Below are 24760 nucleotides of genomic sequence, written 5' to 3'. Positions count from 1 at the left end.
GCACTTTATAACAAAAAGGACAGCCATGCAAAAACCTTTCAGAAAGATTTCGGATTACGCCATTGTGGGCGGACTTAGCGCGCTCGTGGTGGTGACCTTAGCCGGCTGCAATGGCTCGGATCACAACCAAGAGCAGAAGCCGCAAAGCAGCAATAACACGCCCATTAAAAAAGGCGCGTTTGTGATCTTGCAAGAACAAGCCGACAAGAGTTATAAGGTCGCTGAAGAATACCCAAGCGATAAAACCCGTGTGGTGGTGCGCGACTTGCAGGGCAAGGAGCGGATGCTAAGCGATGAGGAGATTCAAAAACTCATTAAAGATGAAGAAGTAAAAATTGATAAGGGCACGAGCCAGCTCACCAAACCCCCCACTGAGGGTGGGGGCTCGGGGCTTGGCATCGGGGCGGCGATCTTAGGCAGCGCGGCCGGGGCAATTTTAGGCAGCTACATTGGCAACAAGCTTTTCAACAACCCCAACTACAACCAAAATGCCCAACGAAACTACACCTCTCCGCAGGCTTACCAAAGAAGCCAAAACAGCTTTAGATCCCCCCCGCCGGCTAGCCCCACTAGAAGCGGGTTTTTTAGCCCACAAAACCAAAGCGCGCCCGCGAGCACGAGCCCAAGCTCAAACAGACCCCTAGCCACCCACACCACCCCACAAGCCGTCCCCTCCACCACCACACACGGGCAAAGCGGGTTTTTTGGCGCACACCGCGGCTCTAGTATCTCTTAAGGATAACCATGCAGATCAAGACTTTAAACCCCCTAAGCAAACAAGCCCTAGAAGAAATTGGGCTAGAGTGGCACACTGATCCGGACAACACGGATTATATCAGCACGGATTTAATCAGCATCAACCAAGAGCAGGCGGACGCTTACTACGCCGCGTGCAACGAGCTTTACGACATGTGTGTAGAGACGGCGCAAATGGTGATCGATCAAGAACGCTTTTTTGAGTTGGATATTCCTAATAGCATTGTGCCCATGATTAAACAGAGTTGGGAAAATGACATCCATTGGCATATTTATGGGCGTTTTGATTTAGCCGGCGGGCTAGATGGGCAGCCCATTAAACTTTTGGAGTTTAACGCCGACACCCCGAGCTTGCTTTATGAGAGTGCTCTAGTGCAATGGGCACTGCTCAAACACAATGGTTATAACGCCGAGTTGCAATTTAACAATATCTTTGAGGCTTTGGGGGAGAATTTTAAACGCTTGGTAACCTTGCAAGAGGACACGAGCGTGTTTAACCAAGAATATGAGGGCTGGAAAATTTTATTCTCTTGCGTGCAGGGCAGCAGTGAAGAGGAGCGCACCACGCGGTTTTTACAAGAGTGCGCCAAGAGCGCGGGCTTTAACACGCATTTTGCTTACATCGATCAAGTAGAGTTCAACGCCGAAACGGGGGTGTTTTACGAGGGCATTAATTACGAGTTTCTTTTTAAGCTCATCCCTTGGGAGAACATCGCCATAGACGAGCCAGAACTTGCCATGCTCATGCAGGGCATGATGGAGAATGAAAACACCATCTTTTTAAACCCTGCCTACACCTTGATTTTTCAAAGCAAGCGGTTTTTAAAACTGCTTTGGGAGCACTTCCCCAACCACCCCCTGCTTTTAGAAACGAGCTACGAACCCTTACGCAATAAAAAACAGGTGCGTAAAGTTGCCTTTGGCAGAGAGGGGGCGAACACACAGATTTTAAACCCCGATTTGAGCGTGATCTATGAAACCGGGGGCATTTATGGCAACCACAAACCCATTTACCAAGAGTTTGCGCCCCTAAATAAAGTCGGGGAGTTCTACTACCAACCCAATGTCTTTTACGCTTACGAGGCATGTGGACTGGGCTTTAGAAAGGGCGGGCTGGTGATGGACAATTACTCTAAGTTTGTCAGCCACATCATCCAATGATGCGTCCGCAGAGTGTTTATAAATTCCATGCCTTAACGAGCGTGTTTTTCTTGCCATTTGCGCTGTTGTTTGTCTTAAGCGGGGTAGCGTTTTTGCTCGGCTTTAATTCCAACAGCGGGGCGAAGATTCGTAAATGGCAGGTGAAAAAAAAGGCGGGGGAGGATTTGGATTTTTTGCTTAAGTTTTTAAAGGCGCACGACATCGCACAGTCCAAAAAAATTAGAACCAAGCCATCATAAGGGAGATTTGATCATCGGCACACCCGCTTATGGAATCGAGTTTAACCCCAAGAAGGGGGAGGTTGCCGTGATTGAGTGCTCCTTTTTGGGGGTGCTGATGCAGATACATAAGGGCAGGGCGGGGGTGGCTTTGCAGACTATGGGAGTGGCCTTTGGGGTGTTTTTGTGTTTCTTTTACATCAGCGGGCTCTTGATGGACTTTAAGCGCAAGAACACTGCCCAAATCCTTAGCGCGTTCTTGCTAGGCATAGCGGTGCTGGGTGGGTTTCTAGCCCTAGCCCTTTAGAGCCAACCCTTCTTTTTAAAGTACAGGATGGGCAGGATTGTGGAGACAATCATGGCAAACACCGCTATCGGGTAGCCAAACTCCCAACGCAGTTCTGGCATCACTTCAAAGTTCATGCCATAAATTGTACCGATCAAGGTGGGGGGCATCATCGCTAAGTTCGCCACGGTGAAAAGCTTGATGATCTTGTTTTGCTCCACATTGACTTGTGAAGTGAAGAGGTTTTGGATATTGTCTAGGGCATTGAGGTTTGCGGTGCTAAACTCCACTAATGAACTAAAATCCTTGATGATAATGTTAAAATCTTTTTTAGTTTCACTATCCACTTTATTGCTTTTAAGCAATGCCGTGATGATCCGCCGTTTGTCAAAGAGCGAGTCGCGCAGCTCCATATTAAACTCTTGCAAAAAAGACAGAGAGATTAAGATTTCTTCGTGCGTGCAGGCTTCCAAGTCAAAGACAATTTGCTTTCTAAGCACACTGGTTTCGCGATTGACCTCCTCTAAACAATCCGCCCCCTTTTCAAAATATAGCTCTAAAATCTTTGCCAAAATATCAAAGCCGTCGTAGAACTTCTTAGGGCTAGCCAGCACCCGCCCCTGTACTTCTCTAAAAATAGGGAAATCCCCATAATAGAGCGTGAATAGAATGTTGTTGGCAATGAAATAGGTTACCGCTTCTGTGTGGAAGGCTAGGGGGGTGTCTTTATAGATAAAGTAGGTGTTGATGGTGATGGAAGTGCTGTTCTCCCAGTACTTCACCACCGCGCTTTTTTCGGGATCTTCGTAGAGGTTTAAATTGTAGTTTTGAGCAATGCAGTAGAGCTCGGCAAAGGTGGGATTGATGAGCTCAAACCATAAGATGTTTCTCTCTTCAAAGGGAAAGCTGGCAAAATCGCTAAAGGCAAAAACCTCCACCAGTTCAGCATTTTTTGTAAAGACATTGATCATGCCCACTCCTGTAACCCGATGGGCATGGTGCGCTCTTGTGGCTCATGGGTGCCGATCCAAGACTTCAAAGGCGACTAAAATCTTGCCCTCAAGAAGCTCCAAACTCGCCCCCCCGCCCGTAGAAATGAAGCTCACGCTATCCTTATAGCCTGCCCTCGTGAGCACATCGATCGTGTCTCCCCCGCCAATGAGCGAAAAGGCATAGGTATTGGAGATGCTGTGCGCGATTTGACTGGAGCCCCGGCTAAATAGGGGCACTTCATACACCCCAAGCGGTCCGTTCCAAATGATCGTTTGGCTGCTTTGGATCACCAAGGAAAAGAGTTTAGAAGTGGCCGGGCCAATATCCACCGCCATATAATTTAGGGGAATGTCTTGTGCGGGGGTGATCTGCACTTGGTCGGTGTGCTCTAAATGCGGGCTGCTCACCACATCCACGGGCAGATATACATGCACACCCTTTTGCTTGGCCTTGTTAAGAATATCTAGCGCGTCTTGGATCAAATCCTCCTCCACTAGGGAGGCTTGCATGTTGTAGCCCAGTGCCTTTAAAAAGGTGTTACTCATCGCCCCCCCGATGATCACCTTGTCCACCCGCTCTAAAATGTTGCTAAGCAAAGTGAGTTTAGAACTCACCTTAGCCCCGCCCACCACTAAGAGCACGGGGCGTAGGGGGTTAGCCAAAGCTTTGGCAAAAGAATTGATCTCTTTTTTAAGCAAGAAACCGGCCACTTTCACGGGCACGAAGCTGGCGATCCCATAGGTACTGGCGTGCTTTCTATGGCTCGTGCCAAATGCATCATTGACATACACATCGCACAAATCGGCTAAGCACTTGGCAAACTCAGGGTTGTTCTCTTTCTCGCCCTTATAAAAGCGCAAGTTTTCCACTAAAATGATGGGGTTTTCTTGGTTCTCCTGCAAGCTCTTAGCCATTTGCGGGGAGCTAGCAAACAAGACCTCTTTGTTTAAGAGTCTTTCAAGCCTTTTTAACAAATGCCTAAAAGAGTATTTTTCTTCTCTTTGCCCCTCGATTTGTGGCTGCGGGCGGCCTAAATGCCCCACCAAGACCACAGATTTCGCCCCATTATCGATGCAATAGTTGATCGTGGGGATGCTCTCACGCATGCGTGTGTCTTCTGTAATGTTAAAATCCTTATCCAGGGGGACATTGAAATCCACGCGGATCAACACCCGCTTGTCTTTCACGCCGACATCTTGTATCCCCACAACCTCTTGCATGCGCTTGATCCCTGCTAGCATGTTAATCCTTTTGGCAAATATAAACCGCCATATCCACCAAGCGGTGGCTATAGCCCATCTCGTTGTCATACCAAGCCAACACTTTCGCATGGTGCGCGTCTAAAACCACGCTCTGATCCTCAATGTAAATGGCACTCAAAGACGATCCAATAAAATCGCTAGACACCCGCTTGTCTTTGTCTATGCCTAAAATACCTTGAAGTTCGTGCTGACTGGCCTGCTCCATGCACGCGTGCAGGGCTTCTAGTCCTAGGGGTTTTGCCACATCGAAGCTCAAATCCACCAAACTCACATCGGGGGTGGGCACCCTTAAAGCAAGGCCACTCACTTTACCCGCCAAATGGGGCAACACTAGAGCGATCGCCTTATTCACCCCAGTGCTTGTGGGGATCACATTAAGCGCAGCGGCTCTAGCGCGGCGCAGGTCTTTATGCTTGGAGTCTAGGAGGTTTTGGTCATTCGTGTAGCTGTGGATCGTGGTCATCAAGACATGCTGCACAACAAAGTTTTCATCGAGTACTTTTAAGATCGGGGCTAGGGCGTTGGTGGTACAAGAGGCGTTGGAAATGACGGGTTCACCCTTGTAGTGGGTGTGGTTCACCCCATAGACAAAGGTCGGGGTGTTTTTGGCCGGAGCCGAGATCACCACCCTTTGCACACTCCCCTTAAGATGCGCCTTGGCTAAAGCGGCTTCGTTGAACTTACCTGTGCATTCTAAAACCACCTGTGCAGGGCTAAAATCCAATTTAGCGGGGTCGCGCTCGCTGAACACTTTAACTTTTGGGCTGTGCCCGATGCGTAAATGCTCCTGATCTAAAATCTCAATGGCTAGATCGTGTTTGTGCAGTGAATCGTGGCGCAAGAGATGCGCTAGGGTTTCGATCCCATAAGTGGCATTGATCGCCACTAATTCTAAATCTTCTCTTGCCCCCACAACGCGGCATGCACACAACCCAATCCGCCCAACCCCATTCACAGCAACACGCAACACAAACCCTTTCTTTTCATCAATCGACTTCTATCATACAAGTAGCTAGCTTGAATCGCTCTTAAGGGGGCGTAAAATGGAGGGTTTTAAGCGCATAAAACGCAAAATAGGGCGCAGATTGAGAATTTTTGTAGTATAATGGTCGCCTTATGCGCCACATTTGGAGCAAAATTTGGAAAGGGTACCTAATGAAGAAAGCGGAATTTGTGGAGTTGATGAAAGAAGAGGGGGGCTTTGAGAGCCGTAAAGACGCGGAATTTGCCTTAGATGGCTTTGTAAAAGCCGTGCAACAAGCCCTGGCCAAACACGAGAGTGTAGAGCTCGTGGGCTTTGGCAAATTTGAAGTGGCGTTGCAAAAAGGTAAGAGCGGTAAGGTGCCCGGCAGCGATAAGACCTACGCCACAGAGGATAAAATGGTGCCCAAGTTTAAACCCGGCAAGGTTTTAAAAGATTTAGTGGTTAAAGACAAAGCCAAAGGCAAAGCCACCAAATCCAGCAAGAAAAAGTAGTTTAAGTCCTTTTTTCTTTAGAGTTGTGCTACACAACTCGAACCTTCTCAGGTTTTAGTTTTTTCAGTGTCCTTGTAGCTCAGTTGGATAGAGCGCATGATTCCTAATCGTGAGGCCGTGGGTTCAAATCCCGCCAAGGACACCACGCTTTTTTAAGCACGGAGTTTTGACATGCACTTTTTACGAAAGAAACAATTTTTCTTATTTAGTTTTACATTTTTTTTGGGAATCGGTTTACAAGCTTTGGAGTTACAAGAATATGCTCCAGCCACCGACGATGATGATTTTAGTCTAAATTTAAAGAGATTAGAGCGGCTCGAGGACAATGGGAATGATACGCAAGGACATGCCCTGGGTTTAGCGGATTTGATCAGGAATGCGGACAATAACTACTCATTGCAGGCCGCGCGCTTGCAAGTCGCTCAAGCCTTAAAAAACCACAGCATTGCTAAGGCAAAGTTCTTGCCCTCTATGACGAGTACTTACACCTTTAATCGTAGGGATAGGGACACGCCTTTTTATCCAAACTACAACATGCAAATGCTCAACACGAATTTAAAACTCAATGTTTTCAACGGCTTTAGCGATATCAACAATGTGCGCGAAAAAGCAGCGAGTTACCGCTCCAACAGCGCAAACATGGAGTACACCAAGCAAAACATCTACTTGCAAGTGGTGCAACAATATTATCAGTACTTCAATAACATGGCGCAGTTAGTCGCTTTGCAAAAGAAGCTGGCTGAACTGCGCTCTAACATCAAGCGCATCCGGGACCTTTACAACGAAGGCTTAACCACGATTGACGACTTAGAGAGCGCAAAGGCGCAGGGGGCACTTAGTGAAAACGACATCACAGACATGCAATTTTCCATTGAACAAAACCGCTTGACTTTGGAATACCTCACTAACTCTAAAATCCCCTCCTTAAAGCGTACAACCATTCTACCCCCCACGCTTTCCTTAAAAGAGCGGGCGGATATTCGGTCTTTGAGGGAGCAAATCACTGCCATCCACTACCAAAACAAAGAGCTCAATTACTACCCTACAGTAGACATCAACGATGATTGGCAATACTACATCCAAAAACCTGCCTACGCAATGGGTAAAGACAACCGCTTTGGCAACCTCTATCCCGACCAACAAAACACTGTAGGTGTGGTCGTGACTTTAAACATCTTAAACGACATAGGCATTAATTTACAAAAGCAGTATTTGCGCCTAAACCAACTCTCCCAAGAAAAAAACTTAATGTATAAAAGGATGGAGCAAGCCAAAGACGAGCAGCTTTACCGCAAGTCTTTAGACATGGCGCGGGCCAAAATTAGAAGCTCAGAGGCAAGCCTTAAATCAGCGACCATCTCTTATGAGAGCATTAAGAAAAAATACGCCGCTAACTTAGTGGACTTCACCACTTATTTACGGGCACTACGCACCCGCTTTGACGCTGAAGTTGTTTATAACCAATCGCTCAACAACTACGAAATGCAAAAGGCAAACTACATTTTTTACAGCGGGCACCATATCCAAGACTATGTACGCTAAAGGACGATGATGAAATATCTTTTATGTGCCCTGCTTCTTGTAGCGGGGCTCTCAGCCAAAGAAGTTTATGCTATTTTTAATGTCAGGGCTTTACAAGACGCAAATTTGACTTTAGACTCCGCCGGGATCGTGGATGCGATCTATGTGGATGTGGGCAGCAAGGTCAAAAAGGGCGAAGTCCTTTTAAGCCTTTATAACAAGGACAAAAAATCACAGGTAGATTCGATCAACCAACAATACGACTTCAGCCGCAAGCAATACGAGCGCTACAGCAAAATCGGGCGGGCGATCGATAGAAACACCCTAGACAAATACTACTCAGATTATAGGAAGCTAGAGTATGATCGTAATTACTCCCAAGCGGTGGTGGATAAAACCATTTTACGCGCCCCCTTTGATGGGGTGATTGCGAGCAAGAACATCGAGCTAGGCGATGGGATGAGCGCGAATAGCACCGTGTTGTTTCGGTTGGTGAGCAAAGGGAGAAAAATGGTGATCGAGTTTGACTCCAAATACCTGCCCGTTGTCAAGGTGGGCGACACCTTCCTTTACAGCATCGATGGCAAACCCGAGAAACAAAAAGTCAAAATCACCAAAATCTACCCCACCATCGATGAGAGCACCCGCAAAGTGAGCGCAGAGGCTCTACTGCCCGCTAATAGCCCCCTAGTCCCCGGTGTCTTTGGGGATGGCTTCATCCAGTAGGGGGCATTGGTGTATAAGTTTGCGATCCAAAGGCCCATCACGACTTTAATGTTCGCGTGCATGATCGTTTTCTTTGGGACGATGGCGCTGAAAAAAATCAGCGTGGCACTCTTTCCTAACATCGATTTCCCCATCATCGTGGTGAAAACCAGTTACCCCGGGGCAAGCGCGGACATCGTGGAGAGTAAGGTCACCGACAAAATCGAGGAAGCCGTGATGAGTGTGGATGGGATCAAAAAAGTAACCTCCAACAGCGCACGCAATGTCAGCATTGTGGTGGTGGAGTTTGTGCTTGAAAAGCCCATCATGACCGCTTTAAACGACATCATCAATAAGGTGTCTTCGGTGAGCTTTAACGACCCCAACATCCGCCGCCCCGCCATTGACAAGGTGGACACCAGTGGCCAGGCGATCCTCTCAATTTTCTTAACCAGCAAAACCAAGACCCCAGCGGAGTTAAACGACCACGCCAAAAACATCATTAAGCCCATGCTGCAAAAGGTGGAGGGTGTGGGTAATGTCCAGCTGCAGGGCTATGAAGAAAAGCAAATCCGCATTTACGCCGACCCAAGCTTGATGAATAAATACGGCCTCACCTACAACGACCTTTACAACACCCTTAAAACCCAAAATCTCGAAATGGACGGGGGCAAGATCATCAGCCCTAAGAAAAACTATGCGATCTTGGTGGACGGCAACAGCTACACGCTTAAAGAGCTGGGCGACATCCAAATCGGTAACCATGTCCGCCTAAGAGACATTGCCACGATTGAAAAGGGCATCGACCCAGACATCACTTATGCCAGCTATGGGCACGATCAGGGCATTGTTTTAGAAGTGCAAAAGATCGCCGGGGCTAATGAGATCAAAATTGTGGACGCGATCTATAAGGAATTAGATGCCATGCGCGCAGTGAGCCCGGGCTATGAGTTGCGTCCCTTTTTAGACACCACAGACTACACCCGCCACTCCATTAAAGATGTCAAGTTTGACTTGATTTTGGGGGGGATTTTGGCGGTGTCGGTGGTTTTTGTGTTCTTGCGTAGCCTATCCATCACCTTTGTATCTGCGATGAGCATTCCTATCTCTATTATGGGGACTTTTGCGCTCATTAAGTGGATCGGCTTCTCTTTGAACATGATGACCATGGTCGCGCTCACTCTGTCCATTGGGATCATCATCGACGATGCGATCGTGGTGATCGAAAACATCCACAAGAAATTAGAGGCGGGCATGGATAAGAGGACCGCCAGCTATGAGGGTGTGCATGAAATCGCCTTTGCAATCATCGCGATTTCGGCAATGCTCTTGTCGGTGTTCATCCCTGTGGGTAATATGAGCGGGGTGGTGGGGCGGTGGTTTCAGAGTTTTGGGATCACCGTCGCCCTTGCCATCACGATCTCTTACTTTGTGGTCGTAACCGTGGTGCCCATGTTAAGCTCACTCATCGTGTCTGCTAAACCCTCTAAATTCTACAGCCGCACTGAGCCCTTTTTCCAAAGAATGGAGAAGGCCTACGCCCGTTTGCTCAGCTGGCTCTTAAACCATAAATTGCTCGTGGGGCTGGTGGTGGCGGTCATTTTTGGCGTTTCCATGCACATTGCGGGTAAACTGGGCATGGAGTTTTTACTCAAAGAGGATCGAGGCAAGTTCTATGTCTATATTAAGGCGCAAACCGATATCAGTCTAAAGGCGATGTTGGCGAAAATGAAAGCCCTGCAAGCGGTGATTGAAAAAGACCCCGATGTGGAGTTTGACTCCATGCAAGTGGGTTATGGCAACATCCAAAGCACCTTTAAGGGCAAGTTCTATGTCAAGCTGAAGAAGAACCACAAAAAGAACCAGTTTGTACTCATGGAGGAGATGCGCCATAAATTAAGAGCCATCCCCGAAGCCAAAGACCTGCAATCCATCAACCTCGCCGAAGTGCCTCTAATCGGGGGGGGAGACAACTCGGCGTTTCAGGTGTTTGTCTACGCCCCCACCCAAAAGCTCGTGGATGAGAGCGTAGCGAAGCTACGACATTTCCTGCTTGAAAGCCCTGAGATGAAGGGCAGGGTGGCGGGCTACCACACCAACACCTCCGACTACCAAACGCAGTACCAACTGCGCATTTTGAGAGCAGCCACGGTGAAATACGGTGTCACTGCAGAGGCCCTCGCCAATGTCGTGACCAATGCCTTCTCTGGGGAAAATCGCGTGAGCTACTTTAAAGAGGAAGGCAAAGAATACGACATCATCATTAGAGTTCCCTCCGACAAAAAAATGAGCATGGACGACATCAAGCGCTTGCAGATCAGAAATATCAATGGTAAGTTGATGTTCTTAGACGGCTTGATCGAAGTGATCGAGCGTAAAGTCCCCTCCAACATCACCCGTTACAACCGCCAAAGAAGTGTGACCGTGCTGGCACGCCCGGCTAAGGGTACAAGTTTGGGCGAACTTTTAAGCCAAGTACAGAAGCATCAAGGCGAGTGGCTCGTCAAAGGTGCGGCATTTCGCTTCACGGGCGAATCTGATCGTCTTAAAGAGAGCAATGATGCTTTTGGTGTGGCGATCGCGACCGCCTTCATCCTCATTTACATGATTCTAGCCGCACTTTACGAGTCGCTCTTAGAGCCCTTGATCATCATGGTTACGATGCCCTTAAGCTTCTCGGGGGCGTTCTTTGCTCTAGGGATGGTGCACCAGTCCATGAGTTTGTTCTCTTTAATGGGGCTCATCTTGCTGATTGGGATGGTGGGCAAAAACGCCACCCTTATTATTGACATCGCCAACGACCGCCGCAAAGAGGGGCATAGCATTGAAGAAGCGATCGTACTGGCGGGCGAATCGCGCTTAAGGCCTATTTTGATGACCACTATCGCGATGGTGTGTGGCATGCTGCCCTTGGCCATCGCCGTGGGGCAGGGCTCGGCGATGAAATCGCCCATTGGCATTGCCATGAGCGGGGGGCTCTTGGTGTCTATGGTGCTTAGCTTGTTGGTCGTACCTATTTTTTACCGCCTGCTTGCCCCCCTGGATGATAAGCTGAAAAAATTCTATCGGAATGATAAATGAGAAAATGGCTTTTAGGGGTTTTAGTGCTTTCTACTTTGGCTTTAGCTAAGCAACAAGCCCTGCCAAAGAACCATATTTTTATCGGAGTTACCACGGGCTTTTCCACCCTCAATGTGGTGAAACAGCCCTATAACAACGCTTTTTTATGGGGCTTGAAGGCGGGTTATCAGTACGACATTAACCGCTTTGTGGCTTTAAGGGGGCAGATAGACTACATCCAAACCATCAAACCCACCGCTTTTAACACTAATGTCTATTCCTTGTTCAACATCCACATGGATATGGTGAACGACTTTTACCACAGCAAGAAATTTAATTTTGGCACTTATGTAGGTTTGGGCTTTGGCTACTTCCAAAGCGCGATGACTTTACACAGCTATGTAGGCGATCGCTCTTTTATGGGCTATAATGGAGTGCTTGATTTGGGTGTGGGCAGCACCATCGCACAAAAACAACGCGTGGAGCTAGGCGTGAAAATCCCCTTTGGCAAAATCCAATCCATCCGCCACAAAAACCTCGCCATGGATTTTTACTATTGGATCGTGTCTTATGCTTATTTGTTCTAGACATTTTAAAAATTCTATAAAATTCTATAAAATTTTGTAGCCTCTGCAAGACTGGGATTTTTGTTAACCCCTATGCTCTCCTCAGCCGTTTTGGATTTTTGCATGTTTTGCGTCGACAGACCCACTCGATTAACAGGCAGGCAGTGAGTGCTCCTGCTAAAAGAGGTGGCCTGGTAAAATCTAGGGGTTTTTGTGGCAAGAGTAGCCCTATAAAAACTTGCCAGCTTTTTTAGAATCCGACAGATTGCTTATTATTCTTTCTAGCTCTGTATAAACTCTAAACTTTGTTGCAACAACTGCGTCCCCTTGAGCGTTAAAATGCTCTCGGGGTGGAATTGGTAGGCTAAGGCCTTGTCCTCTTTGTGGTAAATGCCCATCGCGAGCCCACCACTATGGGCGATGACTTGCAAACACTCGGGCAAATTCGTAGCCACTAAAGAGTGGTAACGCCCCACTTGTAAAGAGTTGCCAAGCCCCCTAAACGCCTCAAAAGGCTCTAGTTGGATGGTGGAGCTTTTACCATGCACGATGCTAGGGCTTCGAACAATTTGTGCCCCATAGCTTTGCGCCAACGCCTGCAAGCCCAAACACACCCCAAAAATAGGGTATTTGCCCCGCACAAGTCGAATCATCTCTAAAAGTTGCCCCGAATGGTTAGGATCGCCCGGCCCCGGAGAGATGAACAATAGGGGCTTTTCTTTTTCTGCTTGCAACCACTCTAAGAGCAGGGGGGCAGGGGTGGTGTTGCGCAACACCAAGACAGAATGCCCCAGCCCCTCTAAATCATACACGAGGTTATAGGTGAAGGAGTCGAAATTGTCAATGAAGTAAATTTTCATGTGTGGGTTTTTAAAATGGCAGAAATCACGGACTTGGCCTTGGCCTTGGTTTCAGCAATCTCTGCCTGGGCAACGCTATCAAGCACAATCCCCGCCCCTGTTTGCACCACAGCCCGCCCTTTTTGTACGAAAGCCGAGCGGATAATGATGCAACTATCCATTGATCCATCGGCACATAAATAGCCCATAGAGCCCCCATAAGAGCCTCGCCTCTTGCCCTCCAACGCGGCGATGAGCTTTAAAGCGGCGATTTTGGGTGCGCCACTTAAAGTCCCCGCGTTCATAAAGCTTTGGTAGGCGTGCAGCGCGTCTAGCCCTTCTTTGAGCTCCCCTTGCACGGCGGAAGTTAAATGCATCACATGGGCGTATTTTTCTACCTTTAGCAGCTTAGACACCACGCGGCTTAAGGGTTTAGCCACCCTAGCAATGTCGTTGCGGGCCAAATCCACGAGCATGATATGCTCTGCCCGCTCTTTGGGGTCGTTTTGCAGGTCTAACTCTAGGCGGTTGTCTAAATCCAAATCTAGGCTACCATCGGGATTTTTACCCCTTGGGCGGGTGCCGGCAATGGGATAGATTTGGACTAAATTGGTAGGCGCGTCATACTTTAGCGCGCTTTCAGGGCTTGCACCAAAGAGGGTAAAGTCCGCGGTTTGCATGTAAAACATGTAGGGGCTGGGGTTTTGTTCTTTTAAGTGGTGGTAGGCACTTAAAGGCTCTTTACACTCCATGTAAAAACTTCTAGAGGGCACGGCTTGGAAAATCTCGCCCTGTTTGATCTGCTCTTTGGTGGCAAGCACCATTTTAGCAAAGCCCTCATCGCTGCAATTCGTATCTAATGCGCTGTCTTGGGGGCTTGTCTTGGGGCTAAAGGGGGGGGGATTTAGGCGGGCTAGTGCCTCGATCTCGGCTTGGATTTGCGCTTTTAGGCTGGGCTTAAAACACGCACCAAAAATTTGCGTGCTCTTGGCTTGGTGGTCGATTAAAATCAAATTTTGCGCCACCAAAAAGATAAAATCGGGGGCTGTGTTGTCGGTAGCTTCTAAATGCGGCAGGTCCTCAAACGCCCCAACAAACTCAAAACCAAAATACCCTCCGCAAAATAGTCCAAAAGGGGGCACACCAGCAGTCTCCACGCTCGCAAACACCGCCCTTAGAGTGTCTAGCGGACTGGCTCTTTTAAGCTTGCTAAACTCATCGCTTAAAGTGCAGTCTTTGGGGTAGTACTTTTCTAACACCCCCTCTTTAGGCTCTAACTCTAACACCTTTGCCATTTTTTCTAAGAGAGCCTGCCCGTTAGGGTTTAAAGCTTCAAGGCGCACCTTGGCACCTTGGCACACAAGCTTTAAACACGCCCTGGCTAGGATGATGGATTTGGTGTGTTTTTTATTCTCCACCTGCGCGCTTTCTAATAAGAGCGTGTTGGCCCCCTGCAAGTGGGTATAGAGGGTGAGCGGGTGGAGGATGTAGGGGGCTGTTGTTTGTAGGCTTAACATGCTTTGCTGTTGTAGTTGGCTAGGGCTTTCTTAAAGATTTCTTCTGCGTGTGCTTTGTTGCCAAAGTCTTTCACCTTTACCCATTTTTCTGGCTCTAAATCCTTGTAAGTTTCAAAGAAATGTTTGATTTTTTTGAGCACAATGGGGGGTAGGTCGTGCAGGTCTTTAACATTGTCATACCTGGGGTCAATCTTGCCAAGGGGCATGGCCAAGAGTTTTTCATCCATCCCGCTCTCATCCTCCATTACCAACACCCCGATTAAACGGCATTTAATCACACTACCGGGCATTAAGGGGTCTTCGTTTAACACCAAAATATCCGCCGGGTCGCCATCCGCGCTTAGAGTGTGGGGCACAAAGCCGTAATTAGCAGGGTACACCATAGAAGGGTACATGATGCGATCGACTAGCACCGCTCCGCTGTCCTTATCCACCTCGTATTTCACCTTAGATTGGTAGGGGATTTCAATCACGGCATTTAGGGCTTGTGGTGTGCCGGCTTTGATTTTATTTAAGTCCATTGCTATCCTTTTAAGTGATTTTTGATGTAGCTTTCAATGTCGGCGACAATCTCTTCAATGCTGCGCTCGCCATTGATTTGTTGGTGCACCTCTAGGGCTTTGTAAAACTCTACAATGCTCTCTAGGGGCTTTAAATACACTTGCATGCGGTTGTTGAAAACTTCGATATTGTCATCATCGCCCCTTGAGCGCCCGAGCACGCGCTCTCTAGCCACAGCTTCGCTCACACTCACCTCCACAACGCCCCTAAGTTTGACTTCCTCTTGGGCTTTTAAAACCCGGTCTAGGGTGTGCATTTGCTCCAAAGAGCGGGGGTAGCCATCAATGATAATGACTTCTTTAGGGGCGTTTTTAATCGCCGTGATGATGGTGTCAATGACAATTTCTAAAGGCACCAACTCCCCCTTACTTGTAAAGCTTGCGATGAGTTGTCCGCGCTCGCTCCCTTTGGCAATCTCGGCCCTTAGTAAATCCCCCGTAGAGTAATGCACTATACAATCGCTGTTGCGTTCAGCAATCAGCTGTGCGTCCGTGGTCTTGCCACTCCCGGGCGCGCCGATGATTAAAAATAACGCTTTCATGTCTGTTTATGTCCTTTAATGGTTTGGTCAGTGTTTGGGGTTTCTTAAGCGGATATGCAGTTCTCTTAATTGCTCTTCGCTGGCAGGGCTTGGGGCTTTGCTGAGTAAGCAAGTCGCCTTTTGGGTTTTTGGAAAGGCGATAACTTCGCGGATGCTAGGGGCTTTGGCTAAGAGCATGATCAAGCGATCAAAGCCGATCGCAAAACCGCCATGAGGGGGTGCGCCATAACGCAAGGCCTCGAGTAAAAAGCCAAATTTCTCTATAGCCTCTTGCTCGCTAATACCAAGCAGGGCAAAGACTTTTTTCTGCAAAGCTTCTTGGTGCATGCGCAAGCTCCCCCCTCCCAGCTCTACGCCATTAAGCACAATGTCGTAGGCGATGGATTGCATGTCCTCAGGGTCGGTGTTGTCGATGTCTTTTGGCATGGTAAAGGGATGGTGCATGGCACTAAGTTTTCCCTCCACCCTCTCAAACATGGGAAAATCCACCACCCACAAAAAGTTAAATGCATCGGGGTTGATTAAATTTAAATCCTGCCCGAGTTTCAAGCGCAAACGCCCCATGTAATCTAACACAACCGCCTTCTCTCCCGCACCAAAAAAGAGTAAGTCTCCCTCTTTGGCCTCTGTGCGCTCCAAGAGTTCATTGAGTGCGCTAGGCTCTAAAAACTTCACTAAAGGCCCCTTGGGCCCCTCATGCTTAATTTGGATATAGGCAAGCCCCTTTGCGCCAAATTGGCGCACAAACGCTTCAAGCTCGGCTAAGTCTTTACGGCTTAGTAGCGTGTCGCCTTTTTCGACTTTTAATGCCTTAAAGCGGTTGCGTTTAGGGTCGCTAGCGATGGTCTTAAAAATCTCATTGCTCGAATTTACAAACAAATCCCCCACCTCCACAAGGGGCATGCCAAAGCGCAAGTCTGGTTTGTCGCTGCCATAGCTTTCGGTGGCTTCTTTGTAGGACATGTGCCTAAAGGGGAGGTTAATGTCCACACCCACCACCTTAAAAACCGCTTTGATCAAGGTTTCAGCCACCTCCATCACATCTTCTTGTGTACAAAAGCTCATCTCCACATCTATTTGGGTAAACTCAGGTTGGCGGTCGGCGCGCAGATCCTCGTCTCTAAAGCATTTGACAATTTGGTAATAGCGGTCCATCCCTGCCACCATTAAAATTTGTTTAAAAAGTTGGGGGCTTTGGGGCAGGGCGAAAAACTCCCCATCGTGGATACGGCTGGGGATCAAAAAGTCGCGTGCTCCCTCGGGCGTGGTCTTAGAGAGCATGGGGGTTTCAATCTCTAGAAAGTCTAGGCTATCTAAGCAGTCGCGTACCGCCTTAGCCACCTTGCTGCGCATTTTAAAAATGCTGTGGGATTTAGCCGAGCGCAGGTCTAAAAAGCGGTATTGTAGGCGTAAGTCCTCATTCACACTAGGATCGCCGATTGCAATAGGCGGGGTTAGACTCTTGTTCTCCAGGCGCAAGTCCTCTAAAACTACCTCAATTGCCCCTGTAGCAAGTTTGGGGTTTTCTAAGCCCTTTCCTCTAGGGCGTACCACGCCCTCCACGATCAACACATCCTCGTGCCTAACTAAGCTGGCCTGTTCGTAAGCCTTAGAAGTGGGGTCGCACACAAGTTGCACCAACCCGCTTTTATCCCTCAAATCAATGAAGATCACGCCTCCATGATCGCGGTAGTTGTGGCACCATCCACAGAGCTTCACTTTCTTTTGCACATCACATAGCCCGACCTGGGCACATAATTGCGTTCTTAACATGTTTTGCCCTTAATTTTTTAGATATTCTTGCAATAATTCTTGAATCTCATCAGGGTGTGATTTGATCACAAACCCATCGGCATGCAACGAATCAGCAAGTTGCCTGTTTGACTCGCTGCTCATAGATGAATTGACGATTACGGGCAAATGCTTGGTTCTTGCATCCGCTTTGATGCGCTTTAAGACCTCAAAGCCCGACACCATGGGCATTTCTAGATCCGTGATCACCGCCCCGACCTCATCGATCATGTTCTCATTAAAAAGCCTCTTCAGTAACGCATCTCCATTTGGGAAGGCTTCGTATTTGAGCTTCAAGCTGTCTATGATACGCTCTAAATTATGCATTGCTACCTGCGAATCTTCGGCGATAAAAATGAGCTTGTCGCTTCGAATGGCCTCCACAAACTGCTCTTTAAGTTGGTCTAACTCCTGCATGGTGGGAAAGGTTTCAGCGAGCATACGCTCCACATCTAGGATTTGGATCACCCGATCCTGCTCGAATCTGGTGATCGCGTTGACCTTGCCTCCCGCACTAAAGCCCTGCTTGCCCCCCACGCTGATCTCGCCCCAATGTTTATGCACGATCCGCTTAATGGAAAAAATCTTAAGCCCCACGACACAGCTAGAAAACTCGCACACAACGACTAAATTTTGATCGCTCCTGATGGACGCTTCGCTTAAATCCCTTTCGGGGTTGTTGGGGTCAAAGTAGATCCACCGGTTCACATCAATCAAGGGCACAGACTCGCCCCTTATGGTGAGAAAACCTAGCATCATGCTGTCATTGCCCCCCACGGTTTCAGTTACATCGCCATCGTAGTGGATGATCTCACGGATTTTAAAGATATTGATCCCATACAGCTCGGCATCGTTGTTTTCATCGCTACTCAAGGTGAAGCATAAAAACTGCACTTCGTTGTTAAGGTGTAAGGAAATGGTACTGTCAATGTCGCTAATCAATCACGCCCCTTATCTTAAGCTCATCTACTATAAAATCCGCATAATTTTTCATTATAGCAAAGACTGGCTAATGATACAAACCCGGCAAGACTATTACAACCTCGTGGAGAAGCTTGGCAACCTAGCCCACCACTACTATGTGTTGGCTCAACCTTTGGTGAGCGATGAGATTTACGACCAACTCTACCGCGAAGTTGTGGCCTATGAAGAGGCGCACCCCGCGGACATTTTAGCCCACTCTCCCACCCAACGCGTGGGTGGCAAAGTCGTGCCCTTCTTACCAAAGCAAGAGCATAAAACCCGCATGTGGAGCTTAGACAATGTGTTTAATTTTCAAGATCTCCTAGGGTGGCTTAAGCGTCTGAGCGATTTTGCCAAAGTCCGCCTAGAGTCTTTTATTTGTTCGCCCAAACTAGACGGCGCATCACTCAATCTCTACTACGAGGGGGGCAAGTTAGTGAGTGCCAGCATGCGGGGCAATGGGGTGGTGGGTGAGCTGGTGACCCACAATGCTAAAACCATCCACTCCATCCCGCTCAAAATCCCCTACCAAAAACCCATTGAAATTCGAGGTGAAGTGCTCTTACTCAAAAAAGACTTTGATGCCCTGAATGCCGACAGACTTGCGCAAAACCTAGCCCCCTTTGCCAATGCTAGAAATGCGAGCGTGGGCAGCTTGCGCCAACTCAATTCCAGCATCAGCGCACAAAGAAAACTCACCTTCTACCCATGGGGGCTCGGGTTTTGCGATGAAGAATTTACAAGCTTTAAGCAAGCCATGCAGGCAGTGCGTGAGTGGGGCTTTTTGGGTTTGGACTTTATAGCGTGTAAAAATGCGGCAGAGATACAAGAAGCCTTCAACACCCTCAGCACAAAACGCCCTAACTTGCCCTTTGAGGCCGATGGCATGGTTGCCATGTTGGATAATTTAGAACTCCAACGAACCCTAGGTTTCACCATCAAAGCCCCCCGCTTTGCCATTGCCTACAAATTCGCCACCGCCCAAAAATGCACAAAACTTCTAAAAATTATCAACCAAGTAGGGCGTAGCGGGACCATAACGCCCGTAGGGGTGCTTGAGCCGGTGTTGGTGCAAGGGGCGTTGGTGTCTAGGGCGACTTTAGACAATTACACCCAAATAGAACAACAAGATTTACAATTAAACGACATCGTAGTGGTGATAAGAAGCGGGGAGGTTATCCCTAAAATCCTACGCCCTCTAAAAGAGCTAAGAGACCATAGCCAGGCAAAAATCACTCCCCCCACCCACTGCCCCGCCTGTGCTACTGCTTTGAGCCCTCAAGCCCTCAATATCTGCCCTGTCTGTAACAACGCTCTCCTACTTAAAAATAAGCCCAACTTCTGCTCCAAATGCGCCAAGTTCTTTAAAAAGCCCACCCACTGCCCCGCCTGTGCCACGCCCCTAAGCTCCCAACAACAAAAATGCCCCAAGTGTACCCACAAGGTCGGCATGCCCCTTGTGTGTTTAGATTGCGGGGGGGATTTGGTTTACAGGGAATATTGCACCCGCTGCGATTTGGATTTAAGCAAGCGGGCTAGAGGACTCATTTGTCCCAATCACAAATGCCCCGCGAGGATTCAAGAGAGCATCGTCTATTTTGCCTCCAAACAGGGCTTAGAAATCAAGGGACTAGGTGATAAAGTCGTGGCGCAACTCTTGCAAGTGGGGCTAATCCAAGGCGTGGCGGATTTATACACATTACAAAAGCAGGATTTATTAAAACTTGAAGGGTGGCAAGAAAAAAGAGCAGACAATCTCATTAAATCTATTTTTCACACCAAGCACACCTCGCTGTGGCGCTTTCTTTGTGCTTTAGGCATTGAGCATGTTGGCAAGGGGACAAGCCAAACACTAGCCAATGCCTTTGGACTAGAGGTCTTTAGTGCCACTCTTGAACAAATCGTCAAGCTTAAGGGCTTTGAGAGCACCATCGCTTCCGCCTTTGTGAACTTCTTGCAAGAAAACAAAGAGCTGATCGCTACACTTTTAAGCCACATTGCCCCCACCCCACCCTCTATCCAAAGCCTTAAAGCACCAAATATAAATGGGTTTTTTGCGGGCAAAAATGTGGTACTGACGGGCACTTTAAGCCAGCCTAGGGCCAAGATTTGCCAAGAACTCGAGCAACAAGGCGCGCACATCCAAACAAGCATTGCCAAGAGTACCGACTACCTCATTTGTGGCGAAAACCCCGGCTCAAAGCTAGTAAAGGCGCAAAGTCTGGGCGTGCAAATCTTAGACGAAAAAGCCCTCTTAAGCCACTTAAGCTAAGTTAGATTACAGGGTTTGCTTAGAAATGGTTTTGTGGGTTTGCTAGCATCGCTGGGGTCGGGGTTTAGCCAAACAAAACCCTTAGAGGCAGAGGTTTTTGGCTTGCTCTATGTGTGGCTAGGCTATGCGGGCAGTGGCTGAGGTTTGGCATTATATGGGCGTGAACCTTAAGGGGTGCAACCCCTGCACAGGCACGAGACCTTAAGGGGCGGGGCTTTGCCAAATGAAGTGAGGTGCTGGTGCAAGCCACAACCTACACCGGCCTCGTGTGGCTAATCTAGCTTTAAAGCACTCTAATGCGAGCAACCACATCCGCCTCCACAACATTGTTTGGCAGGGGCTTGGCCTTTAAGAACCTCTTGCTCTGTGGCTTCTCTTAAATCCAAAAGAGTGAATTGGAAACTGAGCTTTTTGCCGGCTAGAGGGTGGTTGTAATCCAGCATCACCATGTGCTCGCTAAAGTCCTTCACACTCACTTGCACGCTTTCATTGTTTTCGCCTTGCCCAAACAAGGTCATACCTCTTTTAAGCTCAATCCCTTCAAACTGATCCCTGGGCACTTCTTGGAGGTAGTCGGTGCGGTAGGTGCCATAGGCATCGTGGGGAGGGATCACGATATTTAGGGTTTGACCCACCTCTGCTTGTTGTACGGCCTTTTCAAGTCCCGCAATCACCTGCCCCGCTCCGATCAAAAACTCTAGGGGTTTTTGGCCTATATTGGAGTCCAATACCTCTTGCGTGGCGTGGTCGCGTACTTCGTATTCAATGATGGCAACTTGGTTTTGCATGTCGATCCTTTCTTCTTAAGCTGAGGGGTTATTTTAGCGTTTTTTTAGGCTTTTGCCCTAAAAGATTCTTAGCCTTTTTGCCTTGTTCGCTCTCAGGGTAGAGCCTAGAAAGGGTCTGCAAGAACTTTTTATAGTTGGTGTGGTCTTTGAGGTGCTTGAAAGCTATGGCGGTGTGGTAAAGCAGGGTGGGCATATAGGCCGCCTTATCATCGAGCATGGCACTCTTTTTAAAAGCGTTGACGGCACCTTGATAGGCATTGTTGAAGTAAGCTGCCTCGCCTGCCATATAGTTGGTGTAGGCACTTTTATAGGGCAAGCTGGCCAGCCACACAAAGCGTGCTTGCGCCTCTTTGTAGTGTTTTTCTTTAAAAAGCGTGTGTGCCTCTTTTTCGATGGTTTCCTTTTGAGCGGGGTCTTTGTGGAAGCTAGGTTCTTGCTTGGCTTGCAACATCTGGGCTTGTAGGGCGACGAGTTCTTTGAGCTTTTTATTGTTGGCATTGGCCTGGCGTTCAATCGATTGTTGCAAATCTTGTAATTTCTTAGCGAAATCGGCGCGCATGTTCTCTAAGAGTTGCTGGGTCTCTTGATTCTTTTTTTCAAAATTGGCTAAGGCATCTTGGTTAGTTTGGATCTGGGTTTTTAAGGTGTGGATGAGATCGGCCTGCTGTTTGATAAGATCAGCTTGGGCATCTTGAGTGCTTTTTAAGGCTTTGAGTTCATCGCTATGGGCATTTAAGGCATCTGTGGCTTTCTTAAGTCTGATCCCCTGCCCCTCCACAAGGCTTCTTAACCCCTCTTGTCCTTGCAACAAACCATTAGTCTGCCCTTTGAGCGCGGTTAAGATGTCACCTAGGTTTTTATTGCTGCTTTTTAGGGTACTTAACTCTTGCTTGGTCGCCCCACTTTGCAGTTCAAAAGCGGAGGGCTCAGCGCACAAGAGCCCCCCCACAAGCAAGCCTAAAAACCGCACTTAGTCCACAACTTTGATGTCAACACGGCGGTTTTTACGGTAGCACTCTGGAGTTTTTTCCTGGCAAATGGGTTTGGTTTCTCCAAAACTCACCACTTTAATACTGTCCGCACTGATGCCCTTGACAGTTAAAACATCTTTCACACTAAGGCCGCGTTTGTTGCCTAGGGCAAAATTATATTCGCCTGTACCAAACTCATCGGTGTTGCCCTCCAAGAGTACTTTCATACCGTATTCTTGGACTTTTTTCACGGCTTCATCGATTGCGCTTTGCATGTCTGCACGCACATTGTATTTGTCAAAATCAAAATACACTTGCCCGACAATCGTGCCACTTTCTACATGGGGCTTGGGTTTTTCTACGGGCTTGGCCTGGGCCTCTTCTTTGGGCACGGTGTGTTCTTCAGGTTTGGGGGCGGGTTTGGGGGCGGGGGTGGCTTCTTTAGCCTGGGGGGGGGCTTGGTGGGTCGCCTCATCCTCGTGGCTACCTGCACACCCTGTCATCAACACACACGCCACAACTGCGGCGGCTAAAAACCACTTTTTCATAACACTCCTTCAATTTTGGTAGACAAAACAAAGCTTAATTATACACCCCAGTCTTTTAACAAGACTTAAAACACTACCAATCAAAGGACTGGATGTTAAGATTTTTAAGGGGAAATAAGTAACTTTGGTTGGTTTCCAGTAAAATCACACCCAACGCATTTTGCGCCGCCGCCTTCTTTAAAAACATCACTGCCTTGCCGTCTTTGGAAAATCTAGGCATTTGGTTCACCCCACTAGCGGTCAAGCGGCGTACATAATTGCTTTTTAGGCTGATTAAATGCAAATTAAAGGGGCTTTGCCCGTTGGCATCGCTCTCTTCGCGGCTCACATAGACCAAGTAATCCCCAAAGGTGGCCACCGAGTCGTTGTTTTTGGAGTAAAAGACCACCTGCTCCACAGGAGCATTTAGGCTCAACTTTTTAAGGTAGATATTAGGATAACCCGAGCGATCTGACACAAAAACCATCGCTTTTTCATTTTGCACGAAGTTGCCCAAGACATCGATCCCACTGTAGGAAGTGAGTTGTTTGAGCTCTTTATCCTTGGTGTCGTAAAGGTAGATGTCGGTTTGGCCCTTGGGGGCCAAAGAAAGCAGCAACCTACGCCCATCTGTGCTCACACTAGACACAGCCGCCATGCCTTGGCTCTGGGTGATGACCTCACTTGCCCCTGTGCGGACATTGTATTTAACGATGGTGGGTTGGCGCAAATACTGGGTGTAGTAAATCGCGCTCTGATCGGTATTCGCCCACTTAGGGAAGACATTGAGCAGATTATTTTTGATGATCTCTTGCTGGTAGGTCAGCGTATAATCGGCAACCACAATGCTGGTAACCCCGGGCCTTAAAAATTTAGAGAACACCACCATGCGCGCCATCCAATCAATGGGGGCGGCTTTGGCTAGGTTGTTCGCGTCTATAGCGATTTTATGGGCGATGAAGGGGTAGAGCTCTTTAGTGTTGAACTGGTAATCTTTATTGCCCTGTACTTCCTTTGTGCTGGCGTTGTAAATCTTGGCATTGATGACATTTGGCTGGCTTGCTTGTAGTTGCACCAGGAGCTGGGCCCCTTGGGTTTCATTGGCAGGGGCATTGAGCCCTAAAGCGTTGAAATGCCCGCTCACTTTAAAATCCGCCACCAACAAATCCGCGATCTTTCGTAAATAGGGGTCGTTGCCTGTGGTGGTTACAAGAACTTTAGGCAAGCTTTCAATGGTTTTGACAATGTCTAGGGTCGCGTCCGCCGCCCTTGAAAATCCCAAGATCAAGCATAAAAGCCACACAATCCGCATCATTTGTCCTTTGTTTTAAAATTAACCTTTAGAGTGATCGCGCGCCCCTGTGGGTATGGGGGGAAGCGTTGTTGTTGTAAATGCGTGAGTAGATTTTCAATTTGCTGGTTGTACTCTCTAAAGGGCGAGAAATCCACAAGACTAAAATGCATTTGTCCATCGGGGTAAATGGTGATGAGCGCCCCCACGGAAGTTTTTTGATCAAAGCTCAACTTCCACTGGGAGTACAAAATTTGATAAATGGCGCTAAACCACGCCTTGTCTTCTTTTAAGGTGTTTTGCTCTTCTTTGGGGACTTGCACTTCCATTTTTTTGGCCTGCAGGGTTTTAATATCCTCGAGCTTGGCTAGGCTCTCTTGCAGGTCCTTAAATGCGTTGGCATCCATTTTGTTGAATTTGATGTTTTTGAACAAATCTTGAGCTTTTTGAAAATCCTTGGCCTCTTGGAGGCTGGTCTTGAGGGCTTGTGTATTTGGAATGGCACTAAACATGTCCTTCACCCCCGGACCACTCTCAGCTGGAGCGGGGCTAGAAGGAGGTAGACTGATCAAATCCACCTCAATGGGGGGCAGAGCCAAGGGGGGGGTGCTCTTAGTGGATTGAAAAAGTAGTGAACTTAAAAGCAGGCTATAGCACAAAAGGGCTAACAAGCCACAGCCTACAAATAGACCCGC

The 24760-nt window shown here is 48.2% G+C and carries 24 protein-coding genes and 1 tRNA gene; 11 read left to right on the top strand and 14 right to left on the bottom strand.

Annotation, left to right across the window (positions count from 1 at the left end):
• Positions 1 to 25: 25 nt before the first annotated feature.
• Genes AOG36_RS01065 through AOG36_RS08875 form a run of 4 tightly spaced genes read left to right on the top strand, consistent with a single transcriptional unit; the run spans position 26 to position 2442 of the window.
• Positions 26 to 736 carry a UPF0323 family lipoprotein gene (locus AOG36_RS01065; protein ID WP_053825369.1) on the top strand — a complete coding sequence of 237 codons (711 nt, stop codon included), beginning with the start codon at positions 26 to 28 and terminating at the stop codon, positions 734 to 736.
• Positions 737 to 744: 8 nt separating this feature from the next.
• The gene (locus AOG36_RS01060) at positions 745 to 1917 is read left to right on the top strand and encodes a glutathionylspermidine synthase family protein (RefSeq protein WP_015105892.1); all 1173 of its coding nucleotides are present in this window, start codon (positions 745 to 747) and stop codon (positions 1915 to 1917) included.
• Positions 1917 to 2156, top strand: coding sequence for a hypothetical protein (locus AOG36_RS08880; protein ID WP_197271378.1), 240 nt, complete (start codon positions 1917 to 1919; stop codon positions 2154 to 2156). Before AOG36_RS01060 ends, AOG36_RS08880 begins: the two co-directional genes overlap by 1 nt.
• A 7-nt stretch (positions 2157 to 2163) precedes the next feature.
• Positions 2164 to 2442, top strand: a complete 279-nt coding sequence (locus tag AOG36_RS08875; RefSeq protein ID WP_015105889.1) for a hypothetical protein — start codon at positions 2164 to 2166, stop codon at positions 2440 to 2442.
• Here the strand turns inward: AOG36_RS08875 and corA are convergent.
• Genes corA through gap form a run of 3 tightly spaced genes read right to left on the bottom strand, consistent with a single transcriptional unit; the run spans position 2439 to position 5646 of the window.
• Positions 2439 to 3392, bottom strand: a complete 954-nt coding sequence (gene corA, locus AOG36_RS01050) for a magnesium/cobalt transporter CorA (protein WP_015105888.1) — start codon at positions 3390 to 3392, stop codon at positions 2439 to 2441. The genes AOG36_RS08875 and corA overlap by 4 nt on opposite strands.
• 42 nt (positions 3393 to 3434) lie before the next feature.
• Positions 3435 to 4655, bottom strand: coding sequence for a phosphoglycerate kinase (locus tag AOG36_RS01045; RefSeq protein ID WP_053825368.1), 1221 nt, complete (start codon positions 4653 to 4655; stop codon positions 3435 to 3437).
• 1 nt (position 4656) lies between these two features.
• The gene (gap, locus tag AOG36_RS01040) at positions 4657 to 5646 is read right to left on the bottom strand and encodes a type I glyceraldehyde-3-phosphate dehydrogenase (RefSeq protein ID WP_015105886.1); all 990 of its coding nucleotides are present in this window, start codon (positions 5644 to 5646) and stop codon (positions 4657 to 4659) included.
• Between the two features lie 185 nt (positions 5647 to 5831).
• Here gap and AOG36_RS01035 point away from each other — a divergent pair, with 185 nt between their 5' ends.
• The 6 genes from AOG36_RS01035 (at position 5832) to AOG36_RS01010 (ending at position 12025) form a co-directional block, all read left to right on the top strand.
• On the top strand, positions 5832 to 6152 hold the full coding sequence (locus AOG36_RS01035; RefSeq protein WP_015105885.1) for an HU family DNA-binding protein: 321 nt from the start codon (positions 5832 to 5834) through the stop codon (positions 6150 to 6152).
• A gap of 68 nt (positions 6153 to 6220) precedes the next feature.
• Positions 6221 to 6297 (top strand) — tRNA-Arg (locus AOG36_RS01030).
• 26 nt (positions 6298 to 6323) lie between these two features.
• Positions 6324 to 7694, top strand: coding sequence for a TolC family protein (locus AOG36_RS01025; protein WP_015105884.1), 1371 nt, complete (start codon positions 6324 to 6326; stop codon positions 7692 to 7694).
• A gap of 6 nt (positions 7695 to 7700) precedes the next feature.
• The gene (locus AOG36_RS01020) at positions 7701 to 8399 is read left to right on the top strand and encodes an efflux RND transporter periplasmic adaptor subunit (RefSeq protein ID WP_156294624.1); all 699 of its coding nucleotides are present in this window, start codon (positions 7701 to 7703) and stop codon (positions 8397 to 8399) included.
• 9 nt (positions 8400 to 8408) lie between these two features.
• Positions 8409 to 11459: an efflux RND transporter permease subunit gene (locus AOG36_RS01015; protein WP_053825367.1), complete on the top strand. Its 3051-nt coding sequence runs from the start codon at positions 8409 to 8411 to the stop codon at positions 11457 to 11459.
• A 23-nt stretch (positions 11460 to 11482) separates the two neighbouring features.
• The gene (locus tag AOG36_RS01010; RefSeq protein WP_231622494.1) at positions 11483 to 12025 is read left to right on the top strand and encodes an outer membrane beta-barrel protein; all 543 of its coding nucleotides are present in this window, start codon (positions 11483 to 11485) and stop codon (positions 12023 to 12025) included.
• Between the two features lie 260 nt (positions 12026 to 12285).
• On the opposite strand, the gene AOG36_RS01005 is transcribed toward AOG36_RS01010, so the two are convergent.
• Genes AOG36_RS01005 through AOG36_RS00980 form a run of 6 tightly spaced genes read right to left on the bottom strand, consistent with a single transcriptional unit; the run spans position 12286 to position 18195 of the window.
• Positions 12286 to 12864 carry an aminodeoxychorismate/anthranilate synthase component II gene (locus AOG36_RS01005; RefSeq protein ID WP_015105879.1) on the bottom strand — a complete coding sequence of 193 codons (579 nt, stop codon included), beginning with the start codon at positions 12862 to 12864 and terminating at the stop codon, positions 12286 to 12288.
• Positions 12861 to 14360, bottom strand: coding sequence for an anthranilate synthase component I (gene trpE / locus AOG36_RS01000; protein WP_015105878.1), 1500 nt, complete (start codon positions 14358 to 14360; stop codon positions 12861 to 12863). The genes AOG36_RS01005 and trpE overlap by 4 nt, the downstream gene beginning before the upstream one ends.
• Entirely contained in the window at positions 14354 to 14881 is a 528-nt protein-coding gene (gene ppa, locus AOG36_RS00995; protein WP_015105877.1) for an inorganic diphosphatase, read from the bottom strand. Before ppa ends, trpE begins: the two co-directional genes overlap by 7 nt.
• Before the next feature lie 2 nt (positions 14882 to 14883).
• The gene (locus AOG36_RS00990) at positions 14884 to 15462 is read right to left on the bottom strand and encodes an adenylate kinase (protein ID WP_015105876.1); all 579 of its coding nucleotides are present in this window, start codon (positions 15460 to 15462) and stop codon (positions 14884 to 14886) included.
• Between the two features lie 27 nt (positions 15463 to 15489).
• On the bottom strand, positions 15490 to 17235 hold the full coding sequence (gene aspS, locus AOG36_RS00985) for an aspartate--tRNA ligase (protein ID WP_053825366.1): 1746 nt from the start codon (positions 17233 to 17235) through the stop codon (positions 15490 to 15492).
• 9 nt (positions 17236 to 17244) lie between these two features.
• Positions 17245 to 18195 carry a chemotaxis protein gene (locus AOG36_RS00980; protein ID WP_015105874.1) on the bottom strand — a complete coding sequence of 317 codons (951 nt, stop codon included), beginning with the start codon at positions 18193 to 18195 and terminating at the stop codon, positions 17245 to 17247.
• A gap of 70 nt (positions 18196 to 18265) precedes the next feature.
• Here AOG36_RS00980 and ligA point away from each other — a divergent pair, with 70 nt between their 5' ends.
• Positions 18266 to 20488, top strand: a complete 2223-nt coding sequence (gene ligA, locus AOG36_RS00975) for an NAD-dependent DNA ligase LigA (RefSeq protein WP_015105873.1) — start codon at positions 18266 to 18268, stop codon at positions 20486 to 20488.
• Between the two features lie 293 nt (positions 20489 to 20781).
• On the opposite strand, the gene AOG36_RS00970 is transcribed toward ligA, so the two are convergent.
• The 5 genes from AOG36_RS00970 to AOG36_RS00950 form a co-directional block, all read right to left on the bottom strand.
• Positions 20782 to 21276, bottom strand: a complete 495-nt coding sequence (locus tag AOG36_RS00970) for an FKBP-type peptidyl-prolyl cis-trans isomerase (RefSeq protein ID WP_015105871.1) — start codon at positions 21274 to 21276, stop codon at positions 20782 to 20784.
• A gap of 28 nt (positions 21277 to 21304) precedes the next feature.
• The gene (locus tag AOG36_RS00965; protein ID WP_015105870.1) at positions 21305 to 22246 is read right to left on the bottom strand and encodes a hypothetical protein; all 942 of its coding nucleotides are present in this window, start codon (positions 22244 to 22246) and stop codon (positions 21305 to 21307) included.
• Positions 22247 to 22795 carry an OmpA family protein gene (locus AOG36_RS00960; RefSeq protein ID WP_053825365.1) on the bottom strand — a complete coding sequence of 183 codons (549 nt, stop codon included), beginning with the start codon at positions 22793 to 22795 and terminating at the stop codon, positions 22247 to 22249. It abuts the gene before it with no gap.
• 73 nt (positions 22796 to 22868) lie between these two features.
• Positions 22869 to 24086: a Tol-Pal system protein TolB gene (gene tolB, locus AOG36_RS00955; protein WP_015107680.1), complete on the bottom strand. Its 1218-nt coding sequence runs from the start codon at positions 24084 to 24086 to the stop codon at positions 22869 to 22871.
• Positions 24086 to 24736, bottom strand: a complete 651-nt coding sequence (locus tag AOG36_RS00950) for a TonB C-terminal domain-containing protein (protein WP_015107679.1) — start codon at positions 24734 to 24736, stop codon at positions 24086 to 24088. Before AOG36_RS00950 ends, tolB begins: the two co-directional genes overlap by 1 nt.
• Between the last annotated feature and the right edge of the window lie 24 nt (positions 24737 to 24760).

Source organism: Helicobacter heilmannii, from assembly GCF_001283065.1.
Classification (GTDB): Bacteria; Campylobacterota; Campylobacteria; order Campylobacterales; family Helicobacteraceae; genus Helicobacter; species Helicobacter heilmannii.
The sequence above is the reverse complement of the archived record's forward strand: the minus strand, read 5'-3'. Positions and strand labels throughout refer to the sequence as shown.